This window comes from Phytohabitans flavus, from assembly GCF_011764545.1.
In the GTDB taxonomy this organism is placed as follows: domain Bacteria; phylum Actinomycetota; class Actinomycetes; order Mycobacteriales; family Micromonosporaceae; genus Phytohabitans; species Phytohabitans flavus.
This window is the reverse complement of the sequence record NZ_AP022870.1, coordinates 3,816,526-3,832,902: the sequence shown is the minus strand read 5'-3', so window position 1 is coordinate 3,832,902 and position 16,377 is coordinate 3,816,526. Positions and strand designations below refer to the sequence as shown.

The 16,377-nt window shown below is 71.9% G+C and carries 15 protein-coding genes and 2 pseudogenes; 15 read left to right on the top strand and 2 right to left on the bottom strand.

Annotated elements, in window-relative coordinates; all coding sequences use genetic code 11:
* Window positions 1-2: 2 nt before the first annotated feature.
* The 3 genes from Pflav_RS47450 to Pflav_RS45675 are packed head-to-tail and all read left to right on the top strand — an operon-like array spanning window position 3 to window position 798.
* A complete protein-coding gene (locus Pflav_RS47450; RefSeq protein ID WP_269474512.1) occupies window positions 3-191 on the top strand; it encodes an MHYT domain-containing protein in 189 nt (62 codons plus the stop codon).
* Window positions 182-439 (top strand): MHYT domain-containing protein, encoded by a 258-nt coding sequence (locus tag Pflav_RS45680; RefSeq protein WP_232072827.1) that lies wholly within the window; start codon window positions 182-184, stop codon window positions 437-439. The genes Pflav_RS47450 and Pflav_RS45680 overlap by 10 nt, the downstream gene beginning before the upstream one ends.
* Complete coding sequence (locus tag Pflav_RS45675) at window positions 379-798, top strand: MHYT domain-containing protein (protein WP_232071496.1); 420 nt, start codon at window positions 379-381, stop codon at window positions 796-798. The genes Pflav_RS45680 and Pflav_RS45675 overlap by 61 nt, the downstream gene beginning before the upstream one ends.
* Window positions 799-809: 11 nt before the next feature.
* On the opposite strand, the gene Pflav_RS16635 is transcribed toward Pflav_RS45675, so the two are convergent.
* Window positions 810-1,730, bottom strand: coding sequence for a 5'-3' exonuclease (locus tag Pflav_RS16635; protein WP_173036984.1), 921 nt, complete (start codon window positions 1,728-1,730; stop codon window positions 810-812).
* Window positions 1,731-1,767: 37 nt separating this feature from the next.
* On the opposite strand from Pflav_RS16635, the gene Pflav_RS16630 reads away from it, so the two are divergent.
* From Pflav_RS16630 to Pflav_RS16585, 12 genes and pseudogenes are all read left to right on the top strand, one after another.
* On the top strand, window positions 1,768-2,985 hold the full coding sequence (locus tag Pflav_RS16630; RefSeq protein ID WP_173036983.1) for a glycosyltransferase family 4 protein: 1,218 nt from the start codon (window positions 1,768-1,770) through the stop codon (window positions 2,983-2,985).
* Window positions 2,978-4,456, top strand: coding sequence for a lipopolysaccharide biosynthesis protein (locus tag Pflav_RS16625; RefSeq protein ID WP_173036982.1), 1,479 nt, complete (start codon window positions 2,978-2,980; stop codon window positions 4,454-4,456). Before Pflav_RS16630 ends, Pflav_RS16625 begins: the two co-directional genes overlap by 8 nt.
* 44 nt (window positions 4,457-4,500) lie before the next feature.
* On the top strand, window positions 4,501-6,030 hold the full coding sequence (locus tag Pflav_RS16620; protein WP_173036981.1) for an O-antigen ligase family protein: 1,530 nt from the start codon (window positions 4,501-4,503) through the stop codon (window positions 6,028-6,030).
* Complete coding sequence (locus Pflav_RS16615) at window positions 6,023-7,045, top strand: Gfo/Idh/MocA family protein (RefSeq protein ID WP_173036980.1); 1,023 nt, start codon at window positions 6,023-6,025, stop codon at window positions 7,043-7,045. The genes Pflav_RS16620 and Pflav_RS16615 overlap by 8 nt, the downstream gene beginning before the upstream one ends.
* Window positions 7,035-7,337, top strand: a pseudogene (locus Pflav_RS48760) (hypothetical protein); the annotation flags it as partial. The gene Pflav_RS16615 and the pseudogene Pflav_RS48760, both read left to right, overlap by 11 nt.
* A 96-nt stretch (window positions 7,338-7,433) precedes the next feature.
* Window positions 7,434-7,592, top strand: a pseudogene (locus Pflav_RS48755) (DapH/DapD/GlmU-related protein); the annotation flags it as partial.
* A 106-nt stretch (window positions 7,593-7,698) separates the two neighbouring features.
* Window positions 7,699-8,817, top strand: coding sequence for a DegT/DnrJ/EryC1/StrS family aminotransferase (locus Pflav_RS16605; RefSeq protein WP_173036979.1), 1,119 nt, complete (start codon window positions 7,699-7,701; stop codon window positions 8,815-8,817).
* A gap of 44 nt (window positions 8,818-8,861) precedes the next feature.
* Window positions 8,862-9,812, top strand: coding sequence for a glycosyltransferase family 4 protein (locus Pflav_RS16600; RefSeq protein WP_173036978.1), 951 nt, complete (start codon window positions 8,862-8,864; stop codon window positions 9,810-9,812).
* A 44-nt stretch (window positions 9,813-9,856) separates the two neighbouring features.
* The gene (locus Pflav_RS16595; protein ID WP_173036977.1) at window positions 9,857-10,567 is read left to right on the top strand and encodes an FKBP-type peptidyl-prolyl cis-trans isomerase; all 711 of its coding nucleotides are present in this window, start codon (window positions 9,857-9,859) and stop codon (window positions 10,565-10,567) included.
* Window positions 10,568-10,730: 163 nt separating this feature from the next.
* The gene (locus tag Pflav_RS43635) at window positions 10,731-11,360 is read left to right on the top strand and encodes an FAD-binding protein (RefSeq protein ID WP_197938592.1); all 630 of its coding nucleotides are present in this window, start codon (window positions 10,731-10,733) and stop codon (window positions 11,358-11,360) included.
* On the top strand, window positions 11,354-12,415 hold the full coding sequence (locus Pflav_RS43630) for a cholesterol oxidase substrate-binding domain-containing protein (protein ID WP_197938591.1): 1,062 nt from the start codon (window positions 11,354-11,356) through the stop codon (window positions 12,413-12,415). Before Pflav_RS43635 ends, Pflav_RS43630 begins: the two co-directional genes overlap by 7 nt.
* Before the next feature lie 39 nt (window positions 12,416-12,454).
* Window positions 12,455-15,520, top strand: coding sequence for a hypothetical protein (locus tag Pflav_RS16585; RefSeq protein WP_173036976.1), 3,066 nt, complete (start codon window positions 12,455-12,457; stop codon window positions 15,518-15,520).
* A 22-nt stretch (window positions 15,521-15,542) separates the two neighbouring features.
* On the opposite strand, the gene Pflav_RS16580 is transcribed toward Pflav_RS16585, so the two are convergent.
* Complete coding sequence (locus Pflav_RS16580; RefSeq protein WP_173036975.1) at window positions 15,543-16,367, bottom strand: TIGR03619 family F420-dependent LLM class oxidoreductase; 825 nt, start codon at window positions 16,365-16,367, stop codon at window positions 15,543-15,545.
* Window positions 16,368-16,377: the final 10 nt, after the last annotated feature.

Below are 16,377 nucleotides of genomic sequence, written 5' to 3'. Positions count from 1 at the left end.
CGGTGCTGGGCTCACTGCTCGGCCTGACGTGCGCGGTACGGGTACGGGAGGCGACGACCCAGGCGCAGCGGGCCTGGTGGCTGATGCTCGCCGCGTGGGCGATCGGCGGTACCGCGATCTGGAGCATGCACTTCATGGCGATGCTCGGCTTCTCCGTGGTGGGCAGCAGATCCGGTACGACGTGGCGCTGACCGCCGCCAGCGCGCTGATCGCCGTGGTGGTCGTGGGCATCGGGCTGTTCATCGCCGCGCTCGGGCGACCGACCATCGTCAAGATCCTGCTCGGTGGTCTCTTCGCCGGCCTTGGGGTGGCCGCGATGCACTACACGGGCATGGCCGCGATGCGCGTCGAGGCCGAGATCCACTACGACACCGGCGCGTGGCCCTCTCGGTCGCCATCGCCGTCGTCGCCGCCACGGTCGCGCTGTGGCTCGTCGTGAACGTCAAGGGCGCCCGCGCCATCGGCGCGTCCGCCCTGGTCATGGGCGTGGCCGTGAACGGCATGCACTTCACCGGCATTTCCTCGATGTCCGCGCACGAGCACCCGGAACCGGGCGACCCGGCCGGCGCCACCGCGTCGAACCTGCTGGTCCCGATCATCCTGGCCGTGATCCTGGTGGTCATCGCGCTCATCTACGCGGTGCTGGCCGCGCCGAACGACGAGGACCGGGCCGGCGCCGCGTACATCGACGCCCGCATGGCCGACCGGATGAACGCCCCGGACCCCGAGCCGCCGCCGTCCCCGCACGGGCTGGCCGCCCGCCGCACGAACTTCCCGACCTCCACCCGCCGTTCCTAGGGGCCTGGGCCTCAGCGGCGCGGGAGGGCGAGCGCGTCGACAAGGCGCCTGCACGAGCCGGCGAGGTTCCACTTCTCGGCCAGTGCCAGCAGTCGATCCGCGTCCACCGGCGCGGTCGGCAGGCTCGTGTCGAGTTCCGGGAGCGGGATGTCCCGCGCGACCCGCACCACCTTCGGCGCCACCGCCAGGTAGTCGCGGGCGGCGACAAGCTTGCCGCGCAGCCCCGCCGCGAAGCCGGCCTTCGGGTCGTCCATCGCGGCGAGGATGCCGTCCAGGTCGCCGTAGCGGGTGACCAGGCGGGCGGCGGTCTTCTCACCCACGCCGGGCACGCCGGGCAGGCCGTCGCTCGGGTCGCCGCGCAGCGCGGCGAAGTCGGCGTACGCGGCGGCCGGCACGCCGTACTTGGCGCGGACCGCGGTGTCGTCGCAGTCTTCGAGCTTGGCGACGCCGCGTCCGCAGTACAGCAGGCGGACCGGCTTCTCGTCGTCGACGAGCTGGAAGAGGTCGCGGTCGCCGGACGCCACCTCGACCGGGCCGGGCTGGGTCGTCGCGAGCGTGCCCAGCACGTCGTCGGCCTCGTAGCCCGCGGCCTCGACCGCCGGGATGCCCACCGCCTCGAGCACCTCCAGGATCAGCGGGATCTGCGGCACGAGCGTGTCCGGCACGATCTCGGCGCCGGGCGCGCCCCCGGCGTCGAGGCGGTGCGCCTTGTACGTCGGGAGCAGCTCCACCCGCCACGCCGGCCGCCAGTCCGCGTCCATCGCGCACACCAGGCGGTCCGGGTGGCGCCCCCGGATTAGCGTGGCGATGAAGTCGATGAACCCGCGCACGGCGTTGACCGGAGTGCCGTCCGGGGCCTTCGCGGCGGACTCGGGAATCCCGAAATACGCACGAAAGTACAGACTTGGCGCGTCGACGAGGAGCAGGGTCATGCGGCACAGCCTGTCACAGACCGCTATCCTCGGGCGCGTGACGTTGTCGGCGCCCGAGAAGGCCACCCCACCGACGCACGATCGCCGCCCGCTGCGGATCGGGATGATCGTGGTCAGTGAGTACGAATCGGACCCGCGCGTGCGCCGCCAGGCTGAGGCGCTCGTCGCTCGCGGTGACGAAGTGACCGTGGTCGCGCTCGCCGCGCCCGGCCGCCCCGAGATCGACGTCGTCGACGGCGTCAAGGTGGTGCATCTGCCCACCCGGAAGTACCGCGGCAGCTCCGCGAAGGCGTACCTCTCGCTGTACGGCGGCTTCGGCGCCCGCGCCGCCCGCTGGCTGGCCAGCCGCCCGCGCTCGTTCGACCTCGTGCAGGCGCACTCGATGCCCGAGGCGCTGGTGTTCGCCGCGGTCGTGCCCCGGCTCTTCGGCACCCCGCTGCTGCTCGACGTGCACGACCTGACGTCGAAGCTGTTCGCGTCGAAGTTCGCCGGCAAGAGCAAGGTGCTCGGCGCGATCGCGGCGTCGGAGAAGGCGTCGTTCCGGTTCGCGCGCGAGGTGCTGACCGTGCACGAGCCGTACGCGGACGAGATCCGTGCCTGGACCAAGCGCCCCGTCTCCGTGGTCATGAACTGTCCCGACGAGCGCCTCTTCGTGCCCCGCCCCGAGCCGTTGCGCTGGGACCCGGCGGGCGAGGTCGTGTTCAGCTACCACGGGCTGGTCGCGCCGCGGCACGGCCTCGTCGCCGCGACCGAGGCGCTCGCCCGGCTGCGCGCCGACTTCCCCGGCGCCCGGCTCCAGGTGCGCGGCAGCGGTGACGGCCTAGAGGAGCTCGGCGCCCGGGCCGAGGCGCTCGGCATCGCGGACGCGGTCGACCTGCCCACGAAGCTGTACCCGCTGCCCGAGATCGTCAAGGAGCTGGCGAAGGTCCACATCGGACTCGTGCCGAGCCAGCTCGACCCGTGGACCGACGGCGTGCTCCCGACGAAGCTGATGGAGTACGCGATGCTCGGTGTCCCGGTCATCACGTTCCGCAACCCGGTCATCACGCGTTACTTCCCCGACGACGCGGTCCGCTACGTCGACCCGGCCAACCCGGACACGCTGCACGAGGCGATGCGCGAGCTCGCCGGCGACCCGGACCGGGCGTTCGCGCAGGCGGCCCGCGCCAGCGAGGTCATGGCCGGGCTGCGCTGGAGCGAGCAGAAGAAGCACTACTTCGCGGTCGTCGACCGCCTCACCGCAAGGCGTGGTTGAGACACCCGCCCCGCCGCGCCCCGGCATCGTCCGTGCGGGGCTGCTGTCCATGGCGGGACTTGTCGCGCTCGGCCTGACCCGGCTCCTGCACGGTGCCATGGTCAGCCGGGCCACAGACCAGCGGACGTACGGCCTCGTCGGCACGCTCATCGCCATCACCACCATCGGTAGCCTGCTGCTGCCCGCCGGGGTGGCGAGCGCGGCGTCCAAGTTCATCCCGTTCGAGCAGGGGCGGGGCGACGCGGCCGCGGCGCGGGGCGTGCACCGGCTGCTGGTCCGCATCGGCTGGGCCGGGGCGGTACCGATCAGCCTCGGTGCGGCCTTCGGTGCCGCGGCGGTCTTCGACCTCGGCTGGGTGGACACGTTCCAGGTGGCGGCGCTGTGCTGTGCGTTCTCCGCGTACTCCGTGCAGAAGTCGGTGCTGTACGGGTTCGGGCTCGTCCCCGCGTACACGAGGCTGGAGCTGGCCTGCTCCGGCCTCGCGCTGGCGGCGACGGTGCTTGTGGTGCTCGCGGGCTGGACGGTGTATTTGCTGCCGCTCGCGGCGGGTTACACACTCTTCACACTCGGTGCGTGGTGGCGGGTGCGGCCGTTGACGAAGGGGCCGAAAGAGCGATTCACCGCCACCCGCGAAATCACCATATTCGTCGCGCTCGCGTGCATCGGCACGCTCTGTTCGCAGGGCTTCCTGCAAGGTACCCAGCTGCTCGCCAACCACTTCGCCAGCCGCCAGGAAGTCGCGTACTTCGCGGCCGCGGTCACGCTCATCGCGCCCGCGTACTTCCTGCCCCGCGCGCTCGGCATCGTGCTCTTCCCGTCCATGGCCCGCGCGCACGGCGCCGGTGACATGGCCGACGTACGGCGGCAGGCCGACATCTCCACGCGCGGGCTGCTTGTCGTGCTCGCACCGCTCTTCGCCGTCGCGCTGCTCATCGCACCCGAGATCCTGACCGTCTTCGGCGGCTCGGAGTACGCGGACGGCGCGCCCGTGCTGCGGCTGATGCTCGCGGCGACGTACCTCGCGGTGGTCGCCGTGCCGTCCGTCAACGCGCTTTCCAGCGGGGCGCACGTACGCGTACCGGTGCTTTCCGCGGTCGCCGGTCTCATCGCCGGTCTGGCCGTTGTCGCGGCGCTCGGTGGGCCGCTCGGCGCGACAGGTGTCGGCCTCGGGTACCTGTGCGGTACGGCGGTGACAGCCGGTGGTCCTGTCGTCACGGCTTGGCGACTGCATCGCATGTCATGGCTCGCCCCTGTCGGGTTAGCGGCCGGTTTCGTGACGCTGATTCTTGTCGCCGCGTCCGTGGCTGATCCGTGGCTCAGTACAGGCGCGCGCCTCGCTTCAGCGGCGTTCGCCCTGATCATCGGGGTCTTGTTGCTTCGCGGTCAGATCCGCACACTGCGCGACGCTTCCGTTGGCGGACGGCTTAAGGTGGCCGGGGGTTCACCAACTCGTTGGGGACGGAGGGTGTAGTGGCGCGCGGCGCGGTACGGCACGGGACGGATGACGGGGCAAAGATGCTTTCTACACAACCGCGGACAGAGCTGGCCGCGGAGGGCACGGTTCCCCGCACGGACCAGACCGGTCGTCTGGGCCGCTGGCTCGGTGTCGCACTTGTCGCGTTGCTCGGCGCGCTGCTGGTCTGGGTGCTCTTCGAGACCTGGATCCAGGTGCTCCTCTCCACGCCCGTGGAGGACGACAAGGGCAACCTGCTGCCCGACGGACCCGACTGGCCGAAGGACGTCAAGAACGGCCTCTACTTCCTCATCCTCGCCCTCACCGCGATAAAAATCGCGGTCGATCGGCGGTGGCGTGACTTCCGTACGCCGGCGGACATCGCGGTCGTCGTGCTCGGTGTGGTGTTCGTGCTCGCCGGCCTGTTCGGCGACTCGCCCGTCGGGCTGATCGGCGAGGCCGGTTGGGTGTACCTGCGCGGTGTGATCGTTTTCTACGCCTGGCGGGCCGCCGACCCGGGCCGTAAGTCGGTGCGCCGGGTGCTGACCGTCGTCGGCGTCATCGTCGGCCTCAACGCGCTGATCGCGATCTGGCAGACCCTGGCCGGCCCGACCTCGTACCAGAACCTCGGCTGGATCAACATGACGTGGGCCCTGATCAACCGGGCGCACGCGCTGCTGGACCACCCGAACCACCTCGGCCACCTGCTCGCGCTCACGATGCTCGGCATCTTCGCGTACATGGCCTCCCGCACGAAGGTGCACTGGAAGTGGTGGGCCGCGTTCGTGGCGCTCGCGATCGCGCTCTCCGCGACGCAGTCCCGCGAGTCCACGATCGGCTTCGTCGCCGGCGTCGTGGTGATCTGCGTCCTGCGCCGTGGCAAGTGGGCCGCCGCCGCGATCACGTGCACGATCGTGCTCGGCTTCGCCGCCGCCCAGCTCGCGGTCAGCCCGGAGAACAGGTCCGAGCTGGCCCGCCGCCTGGCCGGTGTGGCGAGCGCGTTCAACCTGCCCAGCGGCGCCGAGTCGGACGACGCCTGTGTCGAGACCCGGACCGACTGCGCCGACGACCGGGAGAAGATTCCCGAGCGCGAGGTGCGCGTGCTCTACGCCCAGCAGGGCGTCGAGCTGTGGCTCAAGCGGCCGGTGCTCGGGTACGGCGTGGGCCAGTTCGGCGGCATCGTGGCGTACGAGCACGACCCGCTCTGGTACCAGGACACCCGCTTCGGCCCCGAGGGCTTCCGCCTCTACGGCTCGAACGAGAAGCAGGTCGACTCCTTCTGGCTGCACCTGCTCGTGGAGACCGGCGCGCTCGGCGCGCTCGCGTACCTCGTCTGGCTCTTCCTGCTCATCGCACCCATCGTGCGCGCCGTGTGGCGACGCGGTCTCGCGGTCCATCCGTTCGGCTGGTGGGCGCCGGCCGCGATGATGTTCGCGATCCTCGTCGCCTGCCTCGCTCCCTCGCTGGAGGATCCGCTCTTCCCGGCACAGCTCTTCACCATCCTCGGCCTGGCCTGGGTGTGGTGGCGGCGTGGCACGCTAGTGTCTTCGGGATTAACGGTGACGCCCGAGAGGACCGAGGAACGTGAGTGATGCCGTCGCACTGGTCGGCTTCGGATACTGGGGCCCCAACCTGGCCCGCAACCTGCAGGCCCACGCCGGCGACAGGTGGCGCTACCTGGTCGAGCTCTCCCCTGAGCGGGGTGCGAAGGCGGCCGGGCTGTACCCGAAGGTGACCGTTACCGACGACCTGGCCGCCGTGCTCGACGACCCCGAGGTGGGCCTGGCGGTCGTCGCCACCCCGGCGGCCACGCACGCGCCGATCACCCGCCGGCTGCTGGAGGCCGGAAAGCACGTCCTGGTGGAAAAGCCGCTCGCGCTCTCCAGCGCGGACGCGGTCGGGCTCGCCCGCCTCGCCGACGAGCGCGACCTCGTGCTGATGGTCGGCCACACCTTCGAGTACGTGCCGGCCGTGCTCAAGATGAAGGAGCTCGTCGACGGCGACGCCTTCGGCGACCTGCTCTACCTGCACTCGCAGCGGCTCAACCTGGGACGCATCCAGAGCGACATCAACGCGTTCTGGTCGATCGGCCCGCACGACGTCTCGATCGCCAACTTCCTCGTCGGGCAGCGCCCCGAGTGGGCCGCCGCCGAGGGCGCGCGCTACCTCAACAAGGACGTCGAGGATGTGGCATTCGTCACTGTCGGTTATCCTGGTGGCGTGCTCGCGCACATGCACGTGAGCTGGCTCGACCCGTCGAAGACCCGCAAGACCACCGTCGTGGGCAGCAAGCAGATGCTCGTGTACGACGACATGGACGCCGAAGCCAAGCTGCGGGTCTACGACAAGGGCGCCGACAAGGTGTTCGAGGACGAGTACGGCGCCTGGCAGTACCGGCTGCGCGACGGCGTCGTCACCGTCCCCGAGCTGGACAAGGCCGAGCCGCTCGGCGTGGAGCTGCGGCACTTCCTGGAGTGCGCCGACACCGGTACCCGCCCGCGCACCGACGGGTGGAACGGGGTCGACGTCGTGGCCGTGCTCGAGGCTGTCGACGCCTCGCTGCGGGCCGGCGGCACCCAGGTGAAGGTTGAGGCCGGTGACCGTTAGTCCGCTCGCTGTGATCGCCGAGGGTGTGGTGCTCGGCGAGGGTTCGACCGTCGAGGAGTTCTGCATCGTCGGCCGGTCCGGCCCGGAAGGCGCGAAGACGTCCTTCGGCGACGGCACCAAGCTGCGCAGCCACACCGTCGTGTACGCCGGCGTCACCGCCGGCGCGAAGTTCCAGACCGGCCACCACGTGCTGGTCCGCGAGCACACGACGGTCGGCGACGACGTCTCGGTCGGCTCGCTGTCCGTCGTGGAGCACACCGTCCACATCGGAGACCGGGTACGCGTGCACTCGCACTGCTTCGTGCCCGAGTTCTCCGTGCTGGAGGACGACGCGTGGCTCGGCCCGCGGGTGACGCTCACCAACGCGCCGTTCCCGCGCTGTCCCGACGTGTCCAAGTGCATCAAGGGCGTCCACATCGGACGCGCCGCGCGCATCGGCGCCAACGTCACGATCCTGCCCGGTGTACGCATCGGCGAGCGCGCCCTCATCGGCGCCGGCGCGGTCGTCACCAAGGACGTCGCCCCCGGCGCGGTCGTGATCGGCAATGCCGGCCGGCAGGTGAAGACCATCGACGACCTGCTCTGCCCGGCCGGGCTCGACCACCGGCCTTACCCACCTGTCCCCCGTACCCCCCATCGCCATCGGAGTAACGATGACCACCGCAGTACCGCTCGTCGACGTCAAGGCCTCCTACCTGCGCCACAAGGAGGCGATCGACGCCGGCATGCGCGAGGTCGTGGAGAGCACGGCGTTCATCCAGGGCCCGCAGATGAAGGCCTTCGAGGCGCAGTTCGCGGAGTTCTGCGGCACCAAGCACGCGATCGGCGTCGGCTCCGGCACGGCCGCGCTGCACCTGGCGCTCGCCGCCGTGGGCGTCGGCCCCGGCGACGTGGTGGCGGTGCCGTCGCACACGTTCATCGCGTCGTCCGAGCCGATCACCTGGCTGGGCGCGACGCCGCGGTTCGTCGAGATCGACCCGCAGACCGGCGCGATGGACCCGGTCGCGCTCAAGGACGCCATCGACGGGGTACGCGCGGTGCTGCCGGTCGACATCCACGGCCGCCCCGCCGACCTGGAGCAGCTGTCCGCGGTGGCCGCCTCGGCGGGCGTACCGCTGATCGAGGACGCGGCCCAGTCGCACGGCGCCGACGTGGTCAAGGCCGACGGCAGCGTGGTGCGGGCCGGTGGCTGGGGCGTCGCCGCCTGCTTCTCGTTCTACCCGGGCAAAAACCTCGGCGCCTTCGGCGACGCGGGCGCCATCACCACCAATGACGACGACTTCGCCGCCGCCGTGCGCCAGCTCCGCGACCACGGGCGCAAGACGAAGTACGAGCACGAGATCATCGGGTACGCGCACCGCATGGACACCCTCCAGGCGGCCGTCCTGTCGGCGAAGCTGACCACGCTGGACGCGGACAACGCGCGCCGCGTCTCGCTGATGGCGGCGTACGAGGCGGCGCTGGCCGGCGTCGGCGACCTCTGGTTCCCGCCCGCGACCCCGGACCGGCGCAGCGTGTTCCACCACGCGCTGCTGCGCACCGCCCGCCGCGACGACCTGCTCGCCCACCTGAAGGCGCAGGGGATCGGGGCCGGCGTGCACTACCCGGTGCCGCTGCACCTCCAGCCGGCGTACGCGTCGCTCGGGCACAAGCGGGGTGACCTGCCGCTGACCGAGGCGTGGGCGGACGAGTGCCTGTCGCTGCCGATCTACCCGGAGCTGACCGACGAGCAGCTCGAGCGCGTCGTCGCCGCGGTGAAGTCCTTCTTCTGAGATACGCGTCTTTCTGATATGCGCCTGCTAGCTGTCACGAACCTGTGGCCGACGCCGGGCAGCTTCCGTGGCGTGTTCGTGGCCGAGCAGGTGGAGGGTCTCCGCAAGCTCGGCCACGACGTCGACGTGGAGGTTGTCGCGCAGTCCCGGGGAAGGCCGACTACCTGCTCGCCGCGCCGCGGGTACGCCGCCGCGCGGGAAGCGGTGGCTACGACCTGGTCCACGTCCACTATGGACTCACCTCGCTCTCGTCCCGCCTCGTCACCGGTGTGCCGCGCGTGCTGTCGCTGTACGGCAGTGACATCAACGAGCCGTGGCAGGCGCGCATCACGAGGCTGACCGCCGGCCGCCCAGCGGTGCGCGTGTACCCGTCCCGCCGGCTCGTGGAGGCCGCCGGTGATCCGTCCGGCGTGGTGGTGCCGAACGGCATCGACTTCGACCTCTTCACCCCGCTCTCGGCGGGGGAGCGCGCGGCCGCCCGCTCGCGGCTGGGCTTCACGCCGGACGACCTCGTGGTCCTCTTCGGCGCCGCCCCGGACAACGCGGTCAAGCGCTACGACATCTTCACGGCGGTACTCGCCGGCCTGCGCGAGCGCGGGCTGCCGGTCCGCGAGCTGATCCTGCCCGGCCCGGGCCAGGTCCGCGCCGACGTGGTGCCGAAGTTCGCCGCCGCCGACCTGCTGCTGGTCACCTCGCGGCAGGGCACCGAGAGCGGCCCGCTGATCGTCAAGGAAGCGGCGGCGATGGACCTCCCGGTCGTCAGCGTCGACGTGGGCGACGTCCGCGAGGTCCTGGCCGGCGTGAGCCCGTCGGCCGTCGTCCCGTTCCCGTCCGCACCGTCGGATGCCGAGCTTGTGGCGGCGCTTGTCGAGGCGTCCGCGCCGCTGCTGGAGTCCGGCACCCGCAGCGACGGCCGGTCGAAGATCGCCCGCTACGACCAGCAGGCGGCGGTCCGCGAGCTGGAGTCCGTGTACGAGCGGGTCCTCGCCCGCTGACACCCGTCACGTCGCCCGTGGTCCCGACATAAGCGCTTCAGGTAATGCCGGTAAGGTGTCGGAGTCTTGCCGATGGAGGAGGCGTGGTGGCGGAACAGAGGACGGCCAAGCAGGAGCGGCGGGCAGCCGCCAAGGCGGCCGCCGCACGGGCCGAGCAGGTGAAGAAGCGCAACCAGGCGCTCGCGGGCGCCGGAGCCGGTCTCGCCGTCATCGCGGTCCTGGTCGCGGTCTTCTTCTTCGCGCGCGGTGGCGACGAGGCCCAGCAGGTCGGCGCCCCGGCCCTCACCACCACGGCCAGCCCCAGCGCCGCCGCCGCGCCCGAGCCGGAGCCGGAGCAGCCGGCCGCCACGCAGCCGCCGGCACCCGCCCTTCCCGAGGGAGCCGACCCGGCCCTCCAGACGAAGCCGGAGGTCAAGGCGGGCAGCGGGACCCTCACGAAGCTCGTCGTCACTCCGCTCATCACGGGCAAGGGCGCGGCGGTCAAGGCCGGGCAGACCATCACCGTCAACTACGTCGGTGTCACCTATGCCGAAGGGCAGGAGTTCGACGCCTCGTGGAAGGGTGGCCAGCCGGTCAACTTCCCGATCGGTGTCGGTCAGGTGATCCCGGGCTGGGACCAGGGGCTTGTCGGCGTGACGGTGGGCAGCCGGGTGCAGCTGGACATCCCGGCCGACCTGGCGTATGGGGACAACCCGCAGGGAGGCGCCCCGGGCGGCCCGCTGCGCTTCGTCGTCGACGTGCTCGCGGCCCAGTAGCGCCGTGCTCACCTGGCTCGCGCAGCGCCTGGCCCGCTGAGCCCGCTCCCGCGTTCGTAGCGCGGGCGGGCGCTCGCGCTCGCTCTTTTGCGAGACAGCGCCAACCGGTCGGAAGCGGGCGCTCACCCGGCGGGTGCATGGGCGCGTGCCCACACTGTCCATCATGGCCGAACTGACCCGTCGTGACCTGCTCCGCGCGTCCGCCGCCGCGGCTGGCGCCGCCTGGCTCCCCGCCGGCGTACTCCGGGACGACCCGCCGCCCGGCTTCCCGTCCGGGATCGACGTGCACCGCGAGGTGTACGAGAACTGGGCCGGCGAGATCCGCGTCGCCAGCCTGTGGACCTGCGTCCCGCGTACCGCCGCCGAGATTGTCACCGTCGTCAACTGGGCACACGGCGCCGGCTGGAAGGTGCGGCCGCGCGGCTACCGGCACGGGTGGGCGCCGCTCACCGTGACCGCCGCGACCGCCCCCGCCGACCGGGTGCTCCTGGTCGACACCACCCACCACCTGACCGCGATGCGGGTAGAGCCGGGGCCTTCGGTGCGCGTGGAAGCCGGCGCGTCGATGGACGACCTGCTCGCGTTCCTGGAGGCCAACGGCCTCGGCGTCACCAACACGCCCGCGCCCGGCGACCTCAGCGTCGGCGGTGTGCTCGCGATCAACGGCCACGGCACATCGGTGGCCGCCGCCGGCGAGACCCTCGCCCCGGGCACACCTACGGCACGCTCAGCAACCTCATCCTGTCGCTCACCGCCGTCGTCTGGGACCCATCAGCCGGCCGCTATGTGTTGAACACGTTCAACCGCGACGACCCTCTGGGTACGGCCCTGCTCACCCATGTGGGCCGGGCGTTCGTCACCGAGGCGGTGCTGCGGGTCGGCGCCGACAACAACCTGCGCTGCGTGTCCCATGTGGACGTACCGGCGGCGGAGCTCTTTGGGCCGCCCGGCTCGCCCGGCCGCACGTACGCCCGGTACGTCGACCAGGGCGGGCGGGTGGAGGCGATCTGGTTCACCAACACCACCAACCCGTGGGTGAAGGTGTGGAGCGTCAGCCCCCAGCGCCCGCTCACGTCCCGGCCGGTCGTCGCGCCGTACAACTACCCGTTCTCCGACAACGTGCCCGAGGTGGTCTCCGACCTGGCCGAGCGGCTGCTGGCCGGGGAGTGGGCGCTGACACCGACCTTCGGGCAGTTGCAGTACACGGTCGCGGCCACCGGGCTCACCGCCACGCTCTCGGCCGACCTGTGGGGCCGATCGAAGAACCTCCTGCTGTACGTCAAGCCGACCACCCTGCGGGAGACCGCGAACGGGTACGCCGTACACACGAGCCGCGCCTCGATCCAGCGGGTGATCCACGAGTTCGCCGTGTACCACGAGCGCTCGGTGGCGGCGTACCAGGCGCGCGGCCTGTACCCGGTCACCGGGCAGGTGGAGATCCGGGTCGCCGGCGTGGACCGGGCCGCCGACAGTGGGGTACCCGGTGCGGCGCCACCGGCCCTCTCCGCCGCCCGGCCGCGCGCCGACCACCCGGACTGGGACGTCGTCGTGTGGTTCGACGTCCTGACCTTCCCGACCGCGCCCGGCGCGCACGCCTTCTACCGCGAGATGGAGCAGTTCTTCTTCGCGACCTACCAGGGGTACGCGGCGGTGCGGGCCGAGTGGTCGAAGGGCTGGGGGTACACGACCGGGGCGGCGTGGGCGGACGTACCCTTCGTCACCGGCACGGTCCCCGACTCGTACCGCCAGGGCCCGGACCCTACGTGGGACCAAGCCGTCGATGTGTTGAACATGTTCGACCCACACCGGGTGTTCACGAATCCGTTCCTCGACATGTTGCTGGCCTGAGCCCCAGCGGCCGGTTGATCCGATCGCTACGATGACCAAATGTCCCTGGGTCGGGGGTGGGCCGCGCGCCCGTGGATCGCGGGCGCTACCGCGGTCGTGCTGCTGGGCATCGGTGCGGCGATCGCCTGGCAGGTGGACAAGGCGCTCGGGCTGAGCTTCACGCCGGCCAACGTCCCGCCGGAGGATCTCAAGCCGGCGCCGCCGCGCGAGCTGGAGCCCGCGCCGGCGCTCGCCCGGGTCGAGGCCCCGGCGGACCGCCGGGTAGGCCTGGCGGCGACGGCCGTGGCCGAAGCCGTGGCGGAGCGCGGCGCATCACGCCCCCAGGTCGCCACCGGGAGCCCGGCGGCGGCCGGGGGTGGCCCGACCCTCAAGGTCACGCTCACCGAGCCCGAGGCAGCGCCCGGGGAGGGGGGTCTCGCGGGGGAGGCGTTCCGCCTGCGGCGCGCCGGGGCCGACCTGGTGCTGGAGGCCGCCACGCCGGCGGGCGCCTCGGCCGGCCTCTACACAGTGGCCGACCGCGTCCGGTCCGGCGCACCCGTCCTGCCACCCGGCGACGACGGCCGCATCGTCGCACCCCGGCTCGGCCTCCGGCTCGTCGACTCGGGCGCCGTGGGCATCGACGCCGACGAGGCGGGCTGGGCGGGCAGCGACGACTACTCGCTCAACACCGACGTGGTCGGCCCGGCTGTCCTCAGTGGACCGCCCTATGTGGACGCCGGCGCGGTCGGCGAGATCTCCGCCCAGTTCCGCCAGCTCGTCGACCACTCGCTCGCCCAGGGATACAACGGGATCGTCGTGCAGGGCTTCCTGGAGTACGTCACGTTCGACGGGCTCGGCGTCTATCCCGACGGCGACCCGCACGTGGCCCGGGCCCGCGCGATGGTGGAGCACTTCGGCCCCGTCTGGCGGTACGCGGCGGACATGGGCATGAAGGTCTACTTCATGACCGACATGCTCGCGCTCTCCCCACCGCTGCGCACCTACCTGCAAGGCCTCCCGAGCGGCATGAACGCCGAGGACGCCCGGCTGTGGAGCGTCTACCAGGCCGGGCTGCGCGAGTTCTTCACCTCGATGCCGTACGCGGCCGGGCTGATGGTGCGCATCGGCGAGGGCGGCGACATCTACAGCTTCCCGGGGTGGGACTACACCTCGGAGATCGCCGTGAAGACGCCGGCGGCCGTGCGGGCCATGCTCCGCGCGCTCCTCGACGTGGCCGGCGAGGGGGAGCGGGACATCATCTTCCGCACCTGGAGCATCGGCGTCGGCGCGGTCGGCGAGATGCACATCGACGCGAAGTCGTACGACGAGGTGCTCGGCGGCATCGACGACCCGCACCTGATCGTCTCCACCAAGTACTGCCTCGGCGACTACTACAGCCACCTGCCGTTCAACCACACGCTGGAGATGGGCACCCAGCGGCGGATCGTGGAGTTTCAGGCGCGGCGGGAGTTCGAGGTGTTCGGCTCGCTGCCGAATGACCTTGGCACGCTGCACGGCGCCGCGCTCCAGCAGTTCCTCGCGGCCAACCCGCACGTCGAGGGCGTGTGGACGTGGACGCAGGGCGGCGGGCCGCTGCGCGCCGGGCCGCGCACGCTCTACCTGCGCGAGGGCTTCTGGCAGCTGTACGACCTCAACGTCTACTCCGCCGCCCGCCTCGCCTGGGACCCCGACGCCGACCCGGCCCAGGTGACGGCCGACTGGGCGCGCCAGACCTTCTCCGCCGACCCGGCGACCGTGGCCGCGATCGGCGAGGTGATGGCCCTGTCCCGCCAGGCGGTGACGAAGGGGCTCTACATCGGGCCGTACGCCAACCGCACGGTCAAGGCGCTCGGCGTGCATCCGCCGCCGATGATGTGGCTCTTCGAGTGGGACATCGTCACCGGCGACAGCGCGGTGCTCGACAGCATCTACTCGGTCAGCCGCGACCGCCTGGACGAGGCGATCGGCGAGGGTGACGAGGCGGTCGAGCTGGCCGCCCGCATGCGCCAGGTCGTCGCCGGCACCGACCCCGCGACGTGGCGTGACCCGGCGTTGCGGCAGCGGTTCGTGGACACCCTCGACTTCCAGTTGAACTTGTTCGAGACCCTCGGCGCGTACCGCACGATGTTCCTGCGGTACGCCCAGTGGCTCGACACCGGCGACCCCGAGGCCCGTGCCGCCTGGGAGTCGGCCCGTGACCGCTACGCCGAGGCGCGCGACGTGCACCTCGCCCGGTACGGCGACGACGTGGACCTGCCCGCGTTCCGCTTCCCGGCCGCGGACATCGGCGTGTCCCGCGCCGAACGCGACCAGGCGATGGCCTGGCTGGCCCGCGCGCTCCTCGCCCTCCTCGTGGCGGCGGTGCTGGTCGGCGCGTTCTGGCGGGGCCGGCAGCGGCCCGGGATCGCCGCGCTTCGGGCGCTGTGGGTGGGCATGACGAGACCGTGGCGGGTCGGCGGGTTGCCACCGCCACCGTCCACAGTCGACCGCGTGCTCGTGTGGGCGCTGCCGGCGTTCGCGCTGGTGCTGAGCCGCGCGGCGTTCAGCTGGTTCGCCTCCCCGGCCCACCTCACGCTGACCCTCGGCTCGTGGCTGCTCTTCGCGCTCGCGCTCCGCCTGCTGCTCGGCGGCGCCGACCCGTACGCCCTGTGGGCCGCCCTCGGCGGAGCGGCCACCCTGCGCACGCTGATCCTGCTGGTGGGCACGGCGTCGCGCGGACCCGGCCGCTACTGGTTCAACTTCTGGACCGACCCGCCACTCCGCGGTGTGTACGTGACGGTGGCGTTCGCCGCGTTCCTGTGGGTATTCGTCGCGGCGTACCACGCCCTGCGCGCCGGCTACGGCCTGGGCGGCCGGCGGGCGACCGGCCGGGTGCTCGTCGCGGGCGGCGCCCCGGTCGCGGTCTTCGGCGGTGTGGCCACGGGGATGGGGCTGGAACGCGCACTCTCGGTGTGGAACGACCAGATGGCGCTGCTGCCGTGGGGCCTGTCCCGCATCCTCGGCATCACGGTCTTCCTCGACATCCCACCCTGGCTACCGAAGGCCGCGACCGTCGCGGGCGTCGGCCTGGTAGCGGCGGGCGCCCTACTGACCCTTGGCCGCCGGACCACCCGCACACTCGCCTAACCAAGGCCGCAGAACACGCGCGTCACTCCGGGTTGTACTCGGCGATCGCGCGCTCCCACTTCTCCAGCGCCTGCTCGACCCGCCACCGGGGGCCGGACGGGAGCCACTGGGCGACGCGGTGCACGCCGGCCTCGCGGAGGCGTTCGAAGATGGCGGGGTCCGCCGGCACGCTCATCAGCTGGACCTCGATCGGGCGCTCGGCCCGCGCGCGGAGCTCGGCGATCTTGCCGTACACCTCGGGGTAGTAGTTGGGGAACCACGCGTCGCCGAAGGACAGCACACGGTCGAGTACCGTCGGGCCGCTGCCGCCGACCAGGATCGGCGGGTGGGGGCGCTGCGCGGGCTTGGGCCACGACCAGATGCGCTCGAAGTTGACGTACTTGCCCGAGTAGCTGGCCTCCTCGTTCGCCCAGATGGTCTTCATGGCCTCGACCCGCTCGCGCAGCACCCGCATGCGGACGCGGGGGTCGGTGCCGTGGTTGCGCATCTCGGTGCGGTTCCAGCCGGCGCCCACGCCGAACTCCAGCCGCCCGCCCGACAGGTGGTCGACGCTCGCCACCTCCTTGGCGGTGATGATCGGGTCGCGCTCGATCACCAGGCAGATGCCGCTCGCCACGCGCAGCCGGGTGGTGGCGGCCGCGGCGGCGGTGAGGGCGACGAAGAGGTCGTACGTGTGCCAGTACTTCGCCGGCAGCGGCCGCCCGGGCGCGCGGTCGGTCTCGGTGGCCGGGATGTGCGTGTGCTCCGCGAAGTAGAGCGCGTCCTGGCCGCGCTCCTCCACGAAGCGGGCCACGTCGCCGGGCTTCATGCCGTCGTGGGTGGGGAAGATGCCAACTCCGAACTCCATGCGCACATGA

Coding starts and splice junctions, on each gene's coding strand:
- Pflav_RS16635 (WP_173036984.1), bottom strand. CDS start 1,730: ATGACCCTGCTCCTCGTCGACGCGCCAAGTCTGTACTTTCGTGCGTAT.
- Pflav_RS16620 (WP_173036981.1), top strand. CDS start 4,501: ATGCTTTCTACACAACCGCGGACAGAGCTGGCCGCGGAGGGCACGGTT.
- Pflav_RS16605 (WP_173036979.1), top strand. CDS start 7,699: ATGACCACCGCAGTACCGCTCGTCGACGTCAAGGCCTCCTACCTGCGC.
- Pflav_RS16595 (WP_173036977.1), top strand. CDS start 9,857: ATGCCGGTAAGGTGTCGGAGTCTTGCCGATGGAGGAGGCGTGGTGGCG.
- Pflav_RS43635 (WP_197938592.1), top strand. CDS start 10,731: ATGGCCGAACTGACCCGTCGTGACCTGCTCCGCGCGTCCGCCGCCGCG.
- Pflav_RS16585 (WP_173036976.1), top strand. CDS start 12,455: ATGTCCCTGGGTCGGGGGTGGGCCGCGCGCCCGTGGATCGCGGGCGCT.
- Pflav_RS16580 (WP_173036975.1), bottom strand. CDS start 16,367: ATGGAGTTCGGAGTTGGCATCTTCCCCACCCACGACGGCATGAAGCCC.